Annotated in this window: 19 protein-coding genes; 6 read left to right on the forward strand and 13 right to left on the reverse strand. The window is 49.4% G+C overall.

Annotated elements, in window-relative coordinates:
- The first annotated feature begins 1 nt into the window (after position 1).
- The 4 genes from LCH85_22240 to LCH85_22255 all read left to right on the forward strand — a co-directional run bounded on the left by LCH85_22240 (position 2) and on the right by LCH85_22255 (position 4,282).
- Positions 2-1,363 (forward strand): hypothetical protein, encoded by a 1,362-nt coding sequence (locus LCH85_22240; GenBank protein MCA0354723.1) that lies wholly within the window; start codon positions 2-4, stop codon positions 1,361-1,363.
- A gap of 7 nt (positions 1,364-1,370) precedes the next feature.
- Positions 1,371-3,062: a hypothetical protein gene (locus LCH85_22245; protein ID MCA0354724.1), complete on the forward strand. Its 1,692-nt coding sequence runs from the start codon at positions 1,371-1,373 to the stop codon at positions 3,060-3,062.
- Positions 3,063-3,639: 577 nt separating this feature from the next.
- Positions 3,640-3,864 carry a hypothetical protein gene (locus LCH85_22250; protein MCA0354725.1) on the forward strand — a complete coding sequence of 75 codons (225 nt, stop codon included), beginning with the start codon at positions 3,640-3,642 and terminating at the stop codon, positions 3,862-3,864.
- A 106-nt stretch (positions 3,865-3,970) separates the two neighbouring features.
- A complete protein-coding gene (locus LCH85_22255; protein ID MCA0354726.1) occupies positions 3,971-4,282 on the forward strand; it encodes a hypothetical protein in 312 nt (103 codons plus the stop codon).
- A gap of 84 nt (positions 4,283-4,366) precedes the next feature.
- On the opposite strand, the gene LCH85_22260 is transcribed toward LCH85_22255, so the two are convergent.
- The 9 genes from LCH85_22260 to LCH85_22300 form a co-directional block, all read right to left on the reverse strand.
- A complete protein-coding gene (locus LCH85_22260) occupies positions 4,367-5,032 on the reverse strand; it encodes a hypothetical protein (protein ID MCA0354727.1) in 666 nt (221 codons plus the stop codon).
- Positions 5,033-5,105: 73 nt separating this feature from the next.
- Positions 5,106-5,615, reverse strand: coding sequence for a DNA (cytosine-5-)-methyltransferase (gene dcm, locus LCH85_22265; protein MCA0354728.1), 510 nt, complete (start codon positions 5,613-5,615; stop codon positions 5,106-5,108).
- Between the two features lie 55 nt (positions 5,616-5,670).
- On the reverse strand, positions 5,671-5,934 hold the full coding sequence (locus LCH85_22270) for a hypothetical protein (GenBank protein MCA0354729.1): 264 nt from the start codon (positions 5,932-5,934) through the stop codon (positions 5,671-5,673).
- Entirely contained in the window at positions 5,935-6,534 is a 600-nt protein-coding gene (locus LCH85_22275) for a hypothetical protein (GenBank protein ID MCA0354730.1), read from the reverse strand. It lies immediately after the preceding gene.
- Positions 6,535-6,536: 2 nt separating this feature from the next.
- Complete coding sequence (locus tag LCH85_22280; GenBank protein MCA0354731.1) at positions 6,537-6,680, reverse strand: hypothetical protein; 144 nt, start codon at positions 6,678-6,680, stop codon at positions 6,537-6,539.
- A gap of 72 nt (positions 6,681-6,752) precedes the next feature.
- On the reverse strand, positions 6,753-7,505 hold the full coding sequence (locus tag LCH85_22285; GenBank protein ID MCA0354732.1) for a hypothetical protein: 753 nt from the start codon (positions 7,503-7,505) through the stop codon (positions 6,753-6,755).
- Positions 7,502-7,714 (reverse strand): hypothetical protein, encoded by a 213-nt coding sequence (locus LCH85_22290; GenBank protein MCA0354733.1) that lies wholly within the window; start codon positions 7,712-7,714, stop codon positions 7,502-7,504. The genes LCH85_22285 and LCH85_22290 overlap by 4 nt, the downstream gene beginning before the upstream one ends.
- A gap of 200 nt (positions 7,715-7,914) precedes the next feature.
- Entirely contained in the window at positions 7,915-8,400 is a 486-nt protein-coding gene (locus LCH85_22295; protein MCA0354734.1) for a DinB family protein, read from the reverse strand.
- Positions 8,401-8,505: 105 nt separating this feature from the next.
- A complete protein-coding gene (locus LCH85_22300; GenBank protein MCA0354735.1) occupies positions 8,506-9,279 on the reverse strand; it encodes an SRPBCC domain-containing protein in 774 nt (257 codons plus the stop codon).
- A gap of 153 nt (positions 9,280-9,432) precedes the next feature.
- Between LCH85_22300 and LCH85_22305 the strand changes: the two genes are divergently transcribed.
- Entirely contained in the window at positions 9,433-10,002 is a 570-nt protein-coding gene (locus tag LCH85_22305; protein ID MCA0354736.1) for a pyridoxamine 5'-phosphate oxidase family protein, read from the forward strand.
- Between the two features lie 244 nt (positions 10,003-10,246).
- Here LCH85_22305 and LCH85_22310 read toward each other — a convergent pair whose 3' ends face one another.
- From LCH85_22310 to LCH85_22325, 4 genes are all read right to left on the reverse strand, one after another.
- Positions 10,247-11,413, reverse strand: coding sequence for an IS256 family transposase (locus tag LCH85_22310; GenBank protein MCA0354737.1), 1,167 nt, complete (start codon positions 11,411-11,413; stop codon positions 10,247-10,249).
- 74 nt (positions 11,414-11,487) lie between these two features.
- Positions 11,488-11,715, reverse strand: a complete 228-nt coding sequence (locus tag LCH85_22315; GenBank protein ID MCA0354738.1) for a hypothetical protein — start codon at positions 11,713-11,715, stop codon at positions 11,488-11,490.
- Between the two features lie 69 nt (positions 11,716-11,784).
- On the reverse strand, positions 11,785-12,087 hold the full coding sequence (locus LCH85_22320) for a hypothetical protein (GenBank protein MCA0354739.1): 303 nt from the start codon (positions 12,085-12,087) through the stop codon (positions 11,785-11,787).
- 127 nt (positions 12,088-12,214) lie between these two features.
- On the reverse strand, positions 12,215-12,655 hold the full coding sequence (locus LCH85_22325) for a sigma-70 family RNA polymerase sigma factor (GenBank protein ID MCA0354740.1): 441 nt from the start codon (positions 12,653-12,655) through the stop codon (positions 12,215-12,217).
- 523 nt (positions 12,656-13,178) lie between these two features.
- Here LCH85_22325 and LCH85_22330 point away from each other — a divergent pair.
- On the forward strand, positions 13,179-13,559 hold the full coding sequence (locus tag LCH85_22330) for a hypothetical protein (GenBank protein ID MCA0354741.1): 381 nt from the start codon (positions 13,179-13,181) through the stop codon (positions 13,557-13,559).
- Positions 13,560-13,588: the final 29 nt, after the last annotated feature.

Genomic DNA, 13,588 nt, shown 5'->3' on the forward strand with positions numbered 1-13,588 from the left:
TATGGCACACGTGGTTAAATTTGAACGAGGAACCAGCGTGGTCACCACGCTTGATCTCAACCAACAAGGCACCAATGATTGGCTTTTTCGCCTGATGGAAGATTCATGGCAACCTGCAACAGCCGAGCGGCGTTGGTCAACCCTGCAAACGACCCCTTTTCTTGATCTGCAAGAATCGTTTGAAGTGATGATTCAGGGGGAAACCAAACAGGCTGTAATGGATGGCTATCGCCAACTCGTAGTGTGGCTCGATGCGATGCGCGTCTTAACCCGCTATGGCGATACCGATGCCATTAGCCCTGTGCGGTTTGTGGTGCAACTCGATGGCTCCAGCACGGCATGGCGTTCGCTGGTGATCGTTGAAGCCGATGATCCGCCGTGCGTTGAATTTTCGTCAGCATTTCTGACCAACCAAAACCAATTATTGCAACGCAATGTGCGGGTGCAATTTCGCCATCGGATGCTGACCAAAACGGCTGAAACGGCCAATTTTGTGGGCGCAACCTGTGGTGATGTGGTGAATATCAATTTTGGCGCGGCGCTTGATACTTCAGCACCAACCCAAATCAGCGTTGGTAGTTGGAATGGATTAACCGCAACCTATCGGCCAACCAGTGGAGCTTTGATCGTTGCAGAGTCAATCACGACCTTGGAAGCTGATGGGCATACGGGCACCGATTTTAGCGCCGTCGCCGATGCAACCAAGGCTGCAAGTGGGAACATTTTACGGTTTACGCCAACCGCCACAACGAAGCGTTCAACGGGTTTGATCTCAACCACATTATTAAGAAAATTCCTAGTCTTTGCTGAAATACGAAATAATACGGCTGGGAAAGAATATGCGCTCTCACTGAATTTCCTTGGTGGGGGCTTTAGTACCCAAACGCGCACGGCGATCGTGAAACCAACATCGACCAATGTGCAATTGGTTGGGTTAGGTCTTGTTCAATGCCCAACAACCCCAACCCAATGGCAAATCAACCTCCAAGCATCGAGCACGGGAGGAACCATTGATATTGATCGGATTTACTTAGTGGCCTATGGCCCTGAAACCGCCGTTACTGCGTTTGGGGCGGTTAATACATCGGTGAGTGGAACAGCGGAAATCGTGCTTGATCCGCGCTGGCTGACCCATCCTGATGGCACTGAGATGCGCTATCAATCAACGGGTAGCCCATCATCAAAAGTGCCATTTGCCACGCTCGATGCCATTGCCACGCCGTGGACTTCCACCGCTGCGATCGCCGTGTTGTTCTTAGCCTATTCCAATAGTGGTGGGTGGGCATTACATAGTGCGGGCACGCGCTTAACAGGCCTGACGGTTGCGGCATCACGCCAACCATCAGCCATCGTGCCATGGTAGGTGCTGTATGTATACATTAACCTTACGCGATGCCCTGACCAATACCCATATCCTTGATCTGACTGACCAAGCACGCGATGTTGCAATCAGTGATGTTGAATGCACATTTGCGTTGCCGCTCGATTTGGCGGTTGCCGCATGCTTAATCGACGACTACCGTTTGCGCTGGGTAACCGTAAATCAGCATGGAGTGACCCGTATTTATCAATTGCAACGCCCCAGCTTGGCCAGCACAGGCCTGCAATGCGTGGCAGTCAACCTGATTGCTGTGCTGGCAATGGATAGTTACTCGGCCCTGTGGAGCGATAGCAATGTAGGCAATTGGCTGGAAACACCTGAAACAATTGCCAATCGTGCACCCAAGCTCTATATCGCTGATAAAAACAATCGGCTCTTCATCGGACTGACAAAAAACGTGGTATATCGGAATGGCCAAGATGCCTGGGGCTGGAGTTATTTCACCCCGATCACGTCAACCCGCCAACTGTTGGCAATCCAGTGCCGCTATAGCATTGATCTCCCAACAGGCTGGGTGGTGAGTTTTCAACGGGTAACCCGCGCAGGTGGGTATCTCACAACGATTCGCAATATCACCAGCGCGGGAGCCGTGATAAGTGGAGCGTTATGTGATAGCTTTGCTAGCACCGAAGGCCTCGAAGTTGTAATCTACAATGGCAGCGGAGCCAACTATACCCATGCAGGAGAAAATGCCACCAAGTTTGTGACAATTACCAGCATGCGGGTGGTCACAACCACGGCCAATCTGATTAACACTACCGTTGCCGGAGCCATCGGCACAGGCGTGCAGGTGATTACCCCAGCCTCAATGCAAAACATCAGCTTTGGTCAGCAGTTGGTAATCAACACCGGAGCCAGCGATAGCGAAATGGTGAGCGTGAGTGCGACCACTGCTACCACCTTCACGGCAACCTTTGCCAAAACACACCTGGCAGGGGCAACGGTGCGGAGCATGCTGGTACGCGATAGTGAAGTAGTGAGTGATGCGCTAACCCAAGCCGTGACGCTCAACCCAAGTATGGGCTTAAGTGCATCGAACATCTTGATCAGCACCAGCGAACGCGATTACGATGATCTCGTATTCAAGCTGGCACAGCCAATCGATGTGCTCCAAACCTTGGCCAAACCCAGCAGTTTTAGTTTTGGGGTGCAAGAGGATGGGGTCTTGTGGTTTGGCAACCCTGCTAGCCGTGAATGGATGGTACAAGCAGCTGATGTGGTGGTTTGTCGGTTGCTCGATACCGTGGTCAATAGCGTTGCCGTGGTGTATCACGACGCAGCGAATACCGATCAACTCACCACGACGGTTACCGATCCGATCAGTATCGCCCAAAATGGATTTACGAAGCGCTCGATGCTTGAAGCAGCAACCACCAGCCAACGCGAGGCCGAACTAATCCGAGATACAGCCTTGAGCGATGGCAAGGCGCGACCAGTGCAAGCACAAATCGCGATTCAACGCTTGTACGATCGGGCGGGGACGCGCTACCCTGTAGATGTGCTTCAACGCAACGATATGATCACGATTAGCAACCTGCCACCGCTACTGGCATCGCCAGAGTTGCGGAGCTTTACGGTAGGAGAGGTGAAATATCTGCCAGCCACAGATACGGTTGAGGTGGTGTTGGAACTGCCCTTGCCCCAGTTGGATGTATTGCTAGCTCAACTTGCAGTGGGATAAAGAGTGAGCGACGTTCGGCGATTGAATACCCGCTAAAATAATGCCGTGCCTTGTGGGATGTGAGGCACGGTGGCAGTTGGTGGGTTAAATGAAAAAGGCCCTGCTCTACTTGATGAAGTAGAGCAGGGCCTTTTTCATTTAACCCACATTAGATCTAGAGTCGGTAGTAAATCCTCCTTAAGATGTACGCAAAATGCATTGACTATACACATTCTGTGTGTATAATAAGGATAACTGGATAAAAAATAGTAGATATAGGAGGTATCTACAATAGTAAATAAACCTAGCTGAATGGAATGACCAAAAGCTCTTGTAATTGAAATGGAGGTGTAACACAGTGGTGCCGCTATAAATCAGGCCTTTACCACGCCCGATACCAAGCTCGACCACATAATTAATAATATCTATTAGTAAATTCATTGTCGATTTCCTAATTTTCGATTCTCGGTGTCTAGGTACTGATGGCTATGAAACAATAAAGGAGTCTTACGATGATAGATATCTATGATTACGGAGGATAGAAATAAATTATTTCTATTAATACTCAAAATCAACTTTTTGTAAAGGGGGTGATGTAATGGCGGAAACCGCAGCAAAGAAGAAACGATATAACTTGGCGCTTCCGGATGATCTTTATGGGCAACTCCAAGAACTTGCTGATAAAAAGCAAACGACTGTTGTTGCCCTGTTGCGCCAATTTATCAAACTCGGTTTAACCGCGGTTGAGTTGGAAGATAAGCCTGACGGAGAATTAATTTTCCGCCAAAATGGAAAAGATGTGACCGTGAAGCTTTTCCTATAGACCTGTATCGTATTCCTATTTCTAATGAGCTTTTGCCCATAGTGAGCTTGGTAACCTTGCTATTGTGCGAATGGTTGTCCACTTCAGCATGAAAGGTTTATTATTTATGGCACCTAAACAACGTCAAGGCGAGTCGGGTCGGAATGACGAATTGTCATTGGATGAATTAGCCAAGAAAATCTTAGAGGAGGATACTATTGATTTGATTGAAGAGGTCGATATTATTGAAGATATCCCTCTCAATCAACGAAAAAAACAATTTGCCGCTTTTATCATTATAGGTAACCGAATTTACTACAATTTCCGTGGGTCGGTTACGATCAAAAAAGCGCTCGCTATCCTGTCGGGACTCATTACAGGATCTGGTGGTATCGTGTGGTTAGTGAACCATTACATACTCCCGCTCTTGTCCCCCTAATAACACGAAAAGTAATAAGCTTTCGAAAATTCCAAAGATTTTCGAAAGCTTATTACTTTTTTAATTCAGCATACCTTCACATTTTCAAAAACTCTTCAAATAATTCTCCACCACATAGGCGGCAATCACCGCCGCACATTGCGGCACGATAGCATTGCCCAAACAGCGAAGCCGTTTCGCTCGATTGGGAATCTTGGTAGATACCCGTGGAATGCCAGTCTCCCACGTTCCATCACGCCATTGCTGCTGAGTAGTCTCGATCGAGACATACGTTTGAACCCCAGCAGACCAACCACAAGGAAAACCCATCAGTACATCAACCCAGTCAGGATTTAGCTGCCCCACGATTCCCGCACGCAATAAATGCCCAGGAATAGATTCACGGTCGGCTTGTGATGGTGGCAGCGAGGCATTCTTCGCATCTTGGGCTGTTGGTGTGGGATATTGATTAACGATGGTGGCCAATCCATCTCCACTGCTGGAACTTACGCCACGACGGTTGTAATTTCCATGCACAGTTGGGGTCGGAAAACGAACTGCGCTCACCAATGATGGAGAACGGCGATTGCGCTCTGATACACAATCAACTCGTTGGGCATCCGATGCACATGGAGTTGGGAACAGAGCAGCAACCGCCCAACCTAATTTATTAGGTTTTTTCCGTTGATCGGTTGCTTGCCAATAAAGATCATAGGTTCCGAGTGTGGCGTTGGGCGTTGGGAAAAGTTTTGCTACCTGTGAAAGCCGCATGAAGCTTTGACCACCCGCTTTGTTTTGATGGCGGATTGTGCCATTCTTTGTTTCTACAGGATTGCCAGACTGTCTATTGGTGGTGTCGCTTGCGGTTGGGGTAGGCCACAATCCAGAGGCGTTCGCGCTTGTGGAAGGCTCCAACGGCGGCAGCGGATAGAGTTTGCCATTCCGCATCATACCCTGCTTGGGCCAAGTCTCGCAGAATGGCGGCAAAAAATCGTCCGCCATCGGAGCTACGAATCCCGCCAACGTTTTCCGCAAGCACATAGCGTGGTCGAATTTCGCGAATGAGTCGGGCAAACTCTCCCCAAAGATCCCGCTCGTCATCTCCTGCACGTCGGCTGCCAGCCAAGCTGTGGGGCTGGCAGGGAAAGCCGCCAGCCAGAACCTCGCACGACGGAAGATTGTGACGGCCAACGCTCCGGATATCGCGATATTTTGGCACATTTGGCCAGTGGGCTTCGAGAATGCTGGTTGCATAGGGGTCAATCTCCACTTGGGCGACGCACTGCATGCCCATCGTTTCCAGGGCGAGGTCAAAGCCGCCGATACCTGCAAATAAGCTAATAAAGCGCAGCATCAATTGCTCCTAAAACTCAGCCGCGATTCAAATTTGAATCGCGGCTGATCTTCATTTAATTGTGGCAGATAGCGGTTTGTTCACAGCGGTAACTATGATAGAGCAGCAGCATGAAAAGCCTCAATTGCTCCTGCTGATAGTGTTGCTGTATCCGCTGGGTTCGTTTTAAGTAGCGCCGTTTCATCATGCGGATATTGATGGGCTGACGTTTGATCGCTGGCTTGCGCTTGGGCCTGATGATCGGCTTCTGGCGGCTATTGATGACCACTATTGAAGCAACAAGTGCGATCAGCGTGGCGACAACGATTAGTCCTTGCATTTATGCACCCTTCCCTTTCAGTACATCACGCACCCCACCCACAAATTGGCGAATCATTGGCTCGGCGCTCAAGGCAACGAGTGCCGCGAGCAATCCGCTCACAATCGCAAACCACCACTGATCACCAAATACGGTATGCAAGAATTCATGAATGTACCAACCCGTTGCCGTGGCATCGAGTGAGCCAACGATCACGGCACAGGTCAACCGCATGCGATCAACATGCACGAAAAAGTAGGGTACTTGCTGATACCAGCGTAGCTCGTTTGGCACGTTTACCCCGCGCCACAAATGCTGGCCCACGAATGAGATCACCACATGGCCCAAACAACCAATAAAGAACCAATCAAGCACCCCAGCTTGCACCCATATGCCGTGATATTTGAGCCAGAGACCGCCGAGCACGACTGCACTGGCGGTTGCCAAGCCGTTGGTAATCCATAACACCACCCAAATCAACAGCATGCTTGCCTCAGCAATCAAACGACTGCGACTCACAAACTGCCAACGTGTTTTCACCGTCGCGTTTTGGGGTAAACCTCGCGCAACTCGCACGCGGCGACGATATTCCAATGGGCCTAAAGGTGTTCGCGTTGTCATAGTTATGCTTTGCTCCGCTTCCATGCAACATGAAAAATGCAGGCCGCGATGATAATTAGCTTGATTGGGGCTGGCACATAGTGATACAAGCCATAGCCCAAAAGAACGCCAGCGATCATGGCAAAGATTACATACTGCTTTGGCATAGGTTGCTCCTAAACATGAACGAACCGCGTCAACCAAGAACGCGGTTCGCTGTCACCTTTAATTGGTCAGTGTCAACCTTGCGCGGTTGACAGAGATTCACGATAGCGCTTGACATGTCGCCCGATGTGTTGACGACTTGGCTCACCCCCGAGCAGGTCGCTGATCTGTTGGTAGCTCATGCCTTGGGCATTCATGGTTGACCATTCAGCGGCGCGTTTATCAACGGTGGTTGACGGCTCAAGCGTCTGTACGTGATTGGGGTCGTGTTCAATCAAAAGGGTCGTGTCAACCGATTCGAGGGCTGGTTGACTGTCAACGTTGACAGGGTGCGGCGTGATTTGCAGGCCGATCTTGTCATCTTCGAGCTGGCCACGCTCAGCCGAGGCGACCGCGATACAGAGCGGAATGAAGAGCGCGAAGGCAATCGCAATGCACCAGCCAATCCATGACGGAATGGTTGACGGCATATGGGTGACCAGGTAAATCAAGTTCAGCCCAAACGAAATGATCAGGGCGACACCGAGCAGGAGCGCCACTAATTTGCCGCGCTTGAGCTGTCGCCGCTTCGCATAATCGTAATAGCCCGTAATCACCCATGTCGCACCGTCAACCAAGAGTGTCATTAGACCTGCGACAATCTTGCCAATGATGGAGCCATCGCTGAACAAGGCCAGAGCGCCGACCATATGCGCGAAGCTGACGACAATCGTGCCGAGCGACAACCAGAAAAAGCGTTGCTGTTGGCGATCAATGGCTTCAAGCTCTACCAGCTCGGCAGGCTTGCGGGACATTTGCACGGCAATCTTATCGATCTGATAGCTCATGCCACTCCTTTCTGCTTGACCACGGTCAAACGAGTGGCATGTTGCCATGCAGCGACAATCGGTATTTCAATTAATGCCATCGGCTGAGCGGTTGGGTCATGCTGTTCGCCAGTCACTGGGTGGGTTGCTTTATGCGCCTTATAGGCATCAAGTGTGCTGGAGCTATGGGGGCAGACTGGACAATACCAAATAGCGGTTTTTGTTGTCATCGGTTGCTCCTAAAATGAAAAACCACCAGTGCGCTACTGGTGGCTTTGGGTGGTTATATTGCTACGTTTCTGACCAGTGGGGTTCGATATGCAGTCCATATTTGGGGCATGGTGAAGTTACAGGTTGGTGGTTGGCTGCCCACCCGGCTCACCAGCCAGAGTTGTTGCTGAAAAGCGACAACTCTTTTTTTATGCTCAAATTAGGCCTGCATACCAAGAAACATGTGTAAATGGGCGGCATGCTCTTGAACATGGCGCAAATTGTAGAGCAATAACTCACCAAATGGTACTTCGCCCCAAGCAAAGCTACAGTTGCGCAAGGCTTGCTCGGCTGAGAGATTGTTGATCGTGATTTGGCAGGCTTGGCGACAATGGGCTAAATATTCAAGCAACTCAGCGCGAGTATAGGTGCGTGGAAGGCTTTCGTTGGCCTGCATTTCTACCAAATCAAATGGCACTGGGGGCATAAAACCTTCTTCTGCTCCAGTCAGATAGAGATCAAGCCAAAAGAGGGTGTGATAGGCCAGATACCAGAAGCGCGAAAAGCCCGCCGCAACCCATTGATCAGGCTCATCTGGCCATAATTGGTGTTCCCACAGGTGATCGGGGCAAGAGTTAAGCGCCTGTTCAAGGTTGGTAATCGTCGTGTCGAACTGTCGCCAGAGCATCGCTTGGTTAATAATCATTCAACAAAGCTCCCGATTGCTAAAACGCCAGCAGCGACTCGCTAAAAGTGAGCCGCTGAGGCGTGAAACATGAATTATCAAGCGTGATACGACTTGCAGTGAATGCTAGTATGCTTCGGGCAAGGCTTCGCCAGTTTCGAGCAAGGTTTTCAAGTTGCTCAGAATCCACGTCCAGCCACCGCTGTTTAGCCCTTGGTAGGTAGCGGTTTCGCCTTGGAAATCTTCGTGCACAACTGTCACTTTGGTGATGCCACCAGGCATTGCTTCTAGTTCCCACGTTACTTTGGTTGGCGCATCTTCGTTCATCGGTGGCCAGAGCGAGTGGTAGGTATGCACTAAGCGATTGGGGGCATCGACCTCAACCACTTGGCCTTCAACAATCGCTGCTCCATTGCTGCGCTGGTAGTTGAAGGCTGAACCAACCGCTAAATTGGTGTCAACTGTGCAGCCATAATAGTAACGCGTGGTGAACTCTGGCTTGATGATTGCCTCCCAGACCTGTTGCTGTGAGGCTCGGATAATGGTTTGATAGACCAGCTTTGGCTTTGCTGCTGTGGTCATGCTACTTCCTCCTTCAAGCGCCATTTTGAGATCAACTAAGGCCATCGCTCGTGCTGCGGCATATTTGCTGATCCAACGGTCGGAAATGAGCTGAATTGGGACGGGATTAAGATAGTGCAAGCGTTCGCGGCCAACTTTACGGGTGACAATCAGGCTAGCTTCTTCAAGCACTCGTAAATGTTTCATCACCCCAAAACGGGTCATCGGTAGTGCCGCTTCTAACTCCTTGAGCGTGCGGCCATCGCGCTCAAACAGTAGATCAAGCAACTGCCGCCGCGATGGGTCGGCCAAAGCACGAAAGATAAGTTCTTGTTCCATAGCTCTATTATATGTGACTAAATAGTCACATGTCAAGGGTTTTTGAAACATTTGTTTGCAAAAGCTAAATTTGCTACGTGCGATGAGGGAATGATTTGCCGATCGCGCTACAATTGAAGCAATAGCAGGATTGCTTGCTTGATGGAGAATTCAATGGCTAAATTGCACCCTGAGCTAACCCCTGAATTGCAGACATTTATCGCCCAACAACCACTATTTTTTGTGGCGAGTGCTCCCTTGGCAGCCGCTGGCCATGTCAATCTTTCGCCCAAAGGCTTGGATTGCCTGCGTATTCACTCGCCACAACAGGTCGCCTACTTGGATTTAACCGGCAGCGGCAATGAAACCTCAGCCCATATTTTGGAAAATGGCCGGATTACCTTGATGTTTTGTGCTTTTGTGGGAGCACCACGGATCTTGCGTTTGTATGGCCGTGGGCGGGTAATTGTGCCAACGATGGCTGAATGGGAACCCGAGCTAGCGCAGTTTCCGCACTATCCAGGCATTCGCCAAATTGTGTTGGTTGCAGTCGAGCGGGTGCAAACATCGTGTGGTTTTGGTGTGCCCTTGATGGAGTTGGTTGGGCAGCGCGATACTGCCTTACGTTGGGCTGAGGCCAAGGGCGAACAAGGCCTAGCAACGTATCGCGCCGAGAAAAATCTTGCGAGTATTGATGGCTTGCCAACGCACTTGACCGAATATCCAGAACAGGATTTAACTTAGCCAACATAATATAATTTATAATAACGATCTCTAATCCGATCGAATTCGATGAAAAATTCACGATTAATCAATTCCGAGGCTAGCGACGTATTTTCAAATAATAAGTACATCATCGCTTCGGTTTGTTTAGGCATTAAGTAACTATATTTATTTAATATGGCATAAATACTATCTCTGATAGCAATTTGTTGATAATGCAACTATTTTTCTGTAAATTCCCACGGGTTCCTTGGCGAATCGTCGGCTAGGCGTTGTCGTCCATGGTCAGGTAGGTTCGTCCGGTTTCCCACTCCTCGCTGACTTCCATCACGAGCGCACTCACCAACCGAAGACATGCAGCCTCGTTGGGAAATACCCCCACCACCCGCGTTCGGCGGCGCAGTTCCTTGTTCAGCCGTTCCACCCCATTCGTGGTTCGGAGCAATCGCCGATGGGCGGCAGGAAAGCCAAAGACCGTCAAGCCTTCCGGAATCGCCGTTTCCAGCCAGGTGCTCAATTTCGGCGCGGATTGGGCATATTTTTGCACGGTTTTCGCCAGCAGGGTGGTGGCTTCATGCTGATTCAACGCGGTGAAGATCGCGCGAATATCCGCAGCGACCTCCGCACGCATGGCTTGCCGTGGCAGATACGCGCCCGCATTCTGTTGGAGGTGGAATTGGCATCGCTGCCATGGCACACCGCCCAACACCGCTCGCCGTGCCTGCTGAAGTCCCGCATGCGCATCACTCACCACGAGCTGGACACCCGTCATCCCGCGTTCCACCAAGCCCTGCAAGAAGCTGCGCCAGTGGGCTTCCTGCTCACTCAACGCAACCGATACGCCCAAGACCAGGCGTTTGCCATAGGTATCCACGCCCGTGGCGATCAAGACCGCCGCGTCGCGCACCCGGCCATCCTGCCGGACTTTTTCGTAGCGGGCATCCAAATACACATACCGGGTTTCGGGAAGTGGGCGGGTGCGCCACTGCTCCAGCACCCCATCAAGCTGTGCCGCCGCCCGACTGACCTGCATGGAGGTCAATTCGACCCCACAGAGCTGTTCAGTAATGGCCGCAACTTTGCGGGTGGAAACCCCTTGGACGTACATCTCAGCCAAGGCCAAGGTCAGCGCTCGTTCACTGCGAAGGCCGCGCTCCAAGGCGCTGGGATAGAAGCCGCCACCGCGCACTTGGGGAATGGCCAAGTCAAGCTGGCCAACACGGGTGGTCAGGGTTTTGGGTTTGTAGCCATTGGCATAGCCACGGCGCTCGTCCGTCCGTTCATAGCGGCTTGCCCCAAGAAATTGTTGGCGTTCCGCTTCCATCGCGGTGTTGAGCAGCACGCGCAGCAACTCTGGCAGGGCATCCAACCCCTGGCTGGTTAAATGTTCCAACACGGTATCGGATAGGGTACAATGCGATTGGGTGGTCATGGTGGTGCTCCTTGTGTTTGTGGTTATTCCAAGGATACCCCATGGCCATCTGCGGTTAAGCAGGCGCATTGAATTTACAGAACAGATGATACACTATCAATTTGTTGCTCAATATCAGTTGCCGTAATATAGCGTTGAATCTGATGTGCTAGAGGGCTATAAACATACTCTAGTTGATTCTGTAAAAATATTCTTCGCAATTGGTTGATCTCATTTTTACGGGCAACTACAACATCACGCATAATAAAAACTATGAACGTACTAGATAATCCGATTAGTGCAGCTATAATTACGTTATTCATAGCTATTCCTCCAGCTATGCGTTCTAGGTATACTCTAGAACGCATAGCACGATTTACGTTGGGTTTAATCTACGAAGTATAGATTTTCTCATAGCATGCCAAGGGATCAAGATTTACTTCATTGTAAATTAATCCTTGACAAGGAAATAACGTGCTTAACTCTGATGAATTTGGGAGATCATCTTGAAATTCAGCTTCGAAATAATCTTCTAGAGGCACACTTTGAAGCTGAAAATCCGATTCCACCCATCCATAACACTGAACTATAAATCGCTTATCGGCAGGGGTTAGTTGTTCAAGCTCCTCGGGCGAAAATAATAAAACGAAAAGATCCCCTACACATTCCCGAGCGATTCTTTTATTCGATTCCATACGGTAATCTCCTGCTAAAAGGCTAGATTAACTCAATACACACCATCGTGTACTTCTCTGCTATACCGTTGTAGAGAGAAGAAACTGGCAACATGCCGTGGCCACCAGTTCCTTAATCTATACCCGATTATGAGCCATTGCGAAGTTTGGCATAAGCGCGACTTAATTGCTGCCGCACAGTCGATTCTTGAATGCCACATTCAGCAGCAATATCGGCAATCGTGAGACATTGATAATAAAAAGCAATCACGACAAAGCGTTCTTGAGGCGTTAGTTTGGCTTTGGCAAATTGCTCTTCCATTGCCAAACTAGGTTGTTGATTATGAAATGGTTGTTGTTCAGTTACCGTTTCAGGAACATCAAGATCAGGATTGAAGCGGGTAGTATATCCATGGCTCATAAGGAAATTCTTTGCTTCATAGTGCACATGCATGCTCACAAATGTGTGAATTTTTGCAATATCGGGATTGAAGCGACTTCCTCGGTCTAAGGCACGGATAAAGCCATTGTTAATGATATCATCCAAATCTTCTTCTACGATCCATGGATAAAGTTTATGTAGATGCATTTTTAAGGGTGTATGAAAGTGGATTCTGAAACATTCAAGCACCCGTGGGTTTTGCTGTTGGAGCAGGATAACGACATAGCTACACGCATTGGACAAACTCATATAATGCTCCTTGTTGGACACTAACAAACTACGAACTATTCATTGATAACGCCTCCAAATTGCTACAAAACCTAAAATTGGCGGAATGTAAGTACCATGTCAGGCTGGAAGTACCGCCAGATGCTTTACTGCTATACGAACCTCCTTATGCTTGTCAATGCTGCCAATGTAACTGTGAGGATCTTCTGCTTCTTATAGATATATCAGTCCCGATATTGCATGCAAAAAAGCTATTCACATTGCATCTAATTAAAATTAAGAGGATCAAACCTCTGCTTCTGCATTTTGTGTCCATTATTTTGTAATGGACACAAAATGTTTCAATTGCGGCTCCGTTTAATCCCACTAATAAGATTGAATTTTATTACCTGTTCTGTTAGGTTTAGCCTATGCTCATAAATCACATAGCCCCGGGGGGTTAATGACCGAGACAGCCCATCTTCAAGAACAATTGAATATCTATCAGCAACAGTTGAATCGGCTCGATCAGCAGATTGCCAATTTTGGCGGCATGCGTTCGGCTCCACTGCATTTGATCAGTCAACATGAAGCACTGGCCCAACAAATTCGCGAGTTACAGGCTAAATTACCAGCATCTAATCCAAATCCAAGCCAGCAATTGCAACATGTCCAAAGTGTATTAGCAACCTATCAGCAGCAATTACAACGATTGGAGTTGCAAATTGCTCATTTTGGCGGTCGCCAACGTGCCCCGTTAGACGTGATCAGCCAGCATGAAGCCACAACTCGTCAGATCAACGAGCTTGAAGCCACAATTGCCCAACTTGCGACTCCGCAGTAAAAGCCAAGCCCGCAAATCAAACCATGATT

Source organism: Chloroflexota bacterium (genome assembly GCA_020161265.1).
Taxonomy (GTDB): domain Bacteria; phylum Chloroflexota; class Chloroflexia; order Chloroflexales; family Herpetosiphonaceae; genus Herpetosiphon.

Excerpts from the sequence above, each read along its gene's own strand:
- LCH85_22240 (MCA0354723.1), top strand. The coding sequence starts at position 2 with ATGGCACACGTGGTTAAATTTGAACGAGGAACCAGCGTGGTCACCACG.
- LCH85_22245 (MCA0354724.1), top strand. The coding sequence starts at position 1,371 with ATGTATACATTAACCTTACGCGATGCCCTGACCAATACCCATATCCTT.
- LCH85_22250 (MCA0354725.1), top strand. The coding sequence starts at position 3,640 with ATGGCGGAAACCGCAGCAAAGAAGAAACGATATAACTTGGCGCTTCCG.
- LCH85_22255 (MCA0354726.1), top strand. The coding sequence starts at position 3,971 with ATGGCACCTAAACAACGTCAAGGCGAGTCGGGTCGGAATGACGAATTG.
- LCH85_22260 (MCA0354727.1), bottom strand. The coding sequence starts at position 5,032 with ATGCGGCTTTCACAGGTAGCAAAACTTTTCCCAACGCCCAACGCCACA.
- dcm (MCA0354728.1), bottom strand. The coding sequence starts at position 5,615 with ATGCTGCGCTTTATTAGCTTATTTGCAGGTATCGGCGGCTTTGACCTC.
- LCH85_22270 (MCA0354729.1), bottom strand. The coding sequence starts at position 5,934 with ATGCAAGGACTAATCGTTGTCGCCACGCTGATCGCACTTGTTGCTTCA.
- LCH85_22275 (MCA0354730.1), bottom strand. The coding sequence starts at position 6,534 with ATGACAACGCGAACACCTTTAGGCCCATTGGAATATCGTCGCCGCGTG.
- LCH85_22280 (MCA0354731.1), bottom strand. The coding sequence starts at position 6,680 with ATGCCAAAGCAGTATGTAATCTTTGCCATGATCGCTGGCGTTCTTTTG.
- LCH85_22285 (MCA0354732.1), bottom strand. The coding sequence starts at position 7,505 with ATGAGCTATCAGATCGATAAGATTGCCGTGCAAATGTCCCGCAAGCCT.
- LCH85_22290 (MCA0354733.1), bottom strand. The coding sequence starts at position 7,714 with ATGACAACAAAAACCGCTATTTGGTATTGTCCAGTCTGCCCCCATAGC.
- LCH85_22295 (MCA0354734.1), bottom strand. The coding sequence starts at position 8,400 with ATGATTATTAACCAAGCGATGCTCTGGCGACAGTTCGACACGACGATT.
- LCH85_22300 (MCA0354735.1), bottom strand. The coding sequence starts at position 9,279 with ATGGAACAAGAACTTATCTTTCGTGCTTTGGCCGACCCATCGCGGCGG.
- LCH85_22305 (MCA0354736.1), top strand. The coding sequence starts at position 9,433 with ATGGCTAAATTGCACCCTGAGCTAACCCCTGAATTGCAGACATTTATC.
- LCH85_22310 (MCA0354737.1), bottom strand. The coding sequence starts at position 11,413 with ATGACCACCCAATCGCATTGTACCCTATCCGATACCGTGTTGGAACAT.
- LCH85_22315 (MCA0354738.1), bottom strand. The coding sequence starts at position 11,715 with ATGAATAACGTAATTATAGCTGCACTAATCGGATTATCTAGTACGTTC.
- LCH85_22320 (MCA0354739.1), bottom strand. The coding sequence starts at position 12,087 with ATGGAATCGAATAAAAGAATCGCTCGGGAATGTGTAGGGGATCTTTTC.
- LCH85_22325 (MCA0354740.1), bottom strand. The coding sequence starts at position 12,655 with ATGCATCTACATAAACTTTATCCATGGATCGTAGAAGAAGATTTGGAT.
- LCH85_22330 (MCA0354741.1), top strand. The coding sequence starts at position 13,179 with ATGACCGAGACAGCCCATCTTCAAGAACAATTGAATATCTATCAGCAA.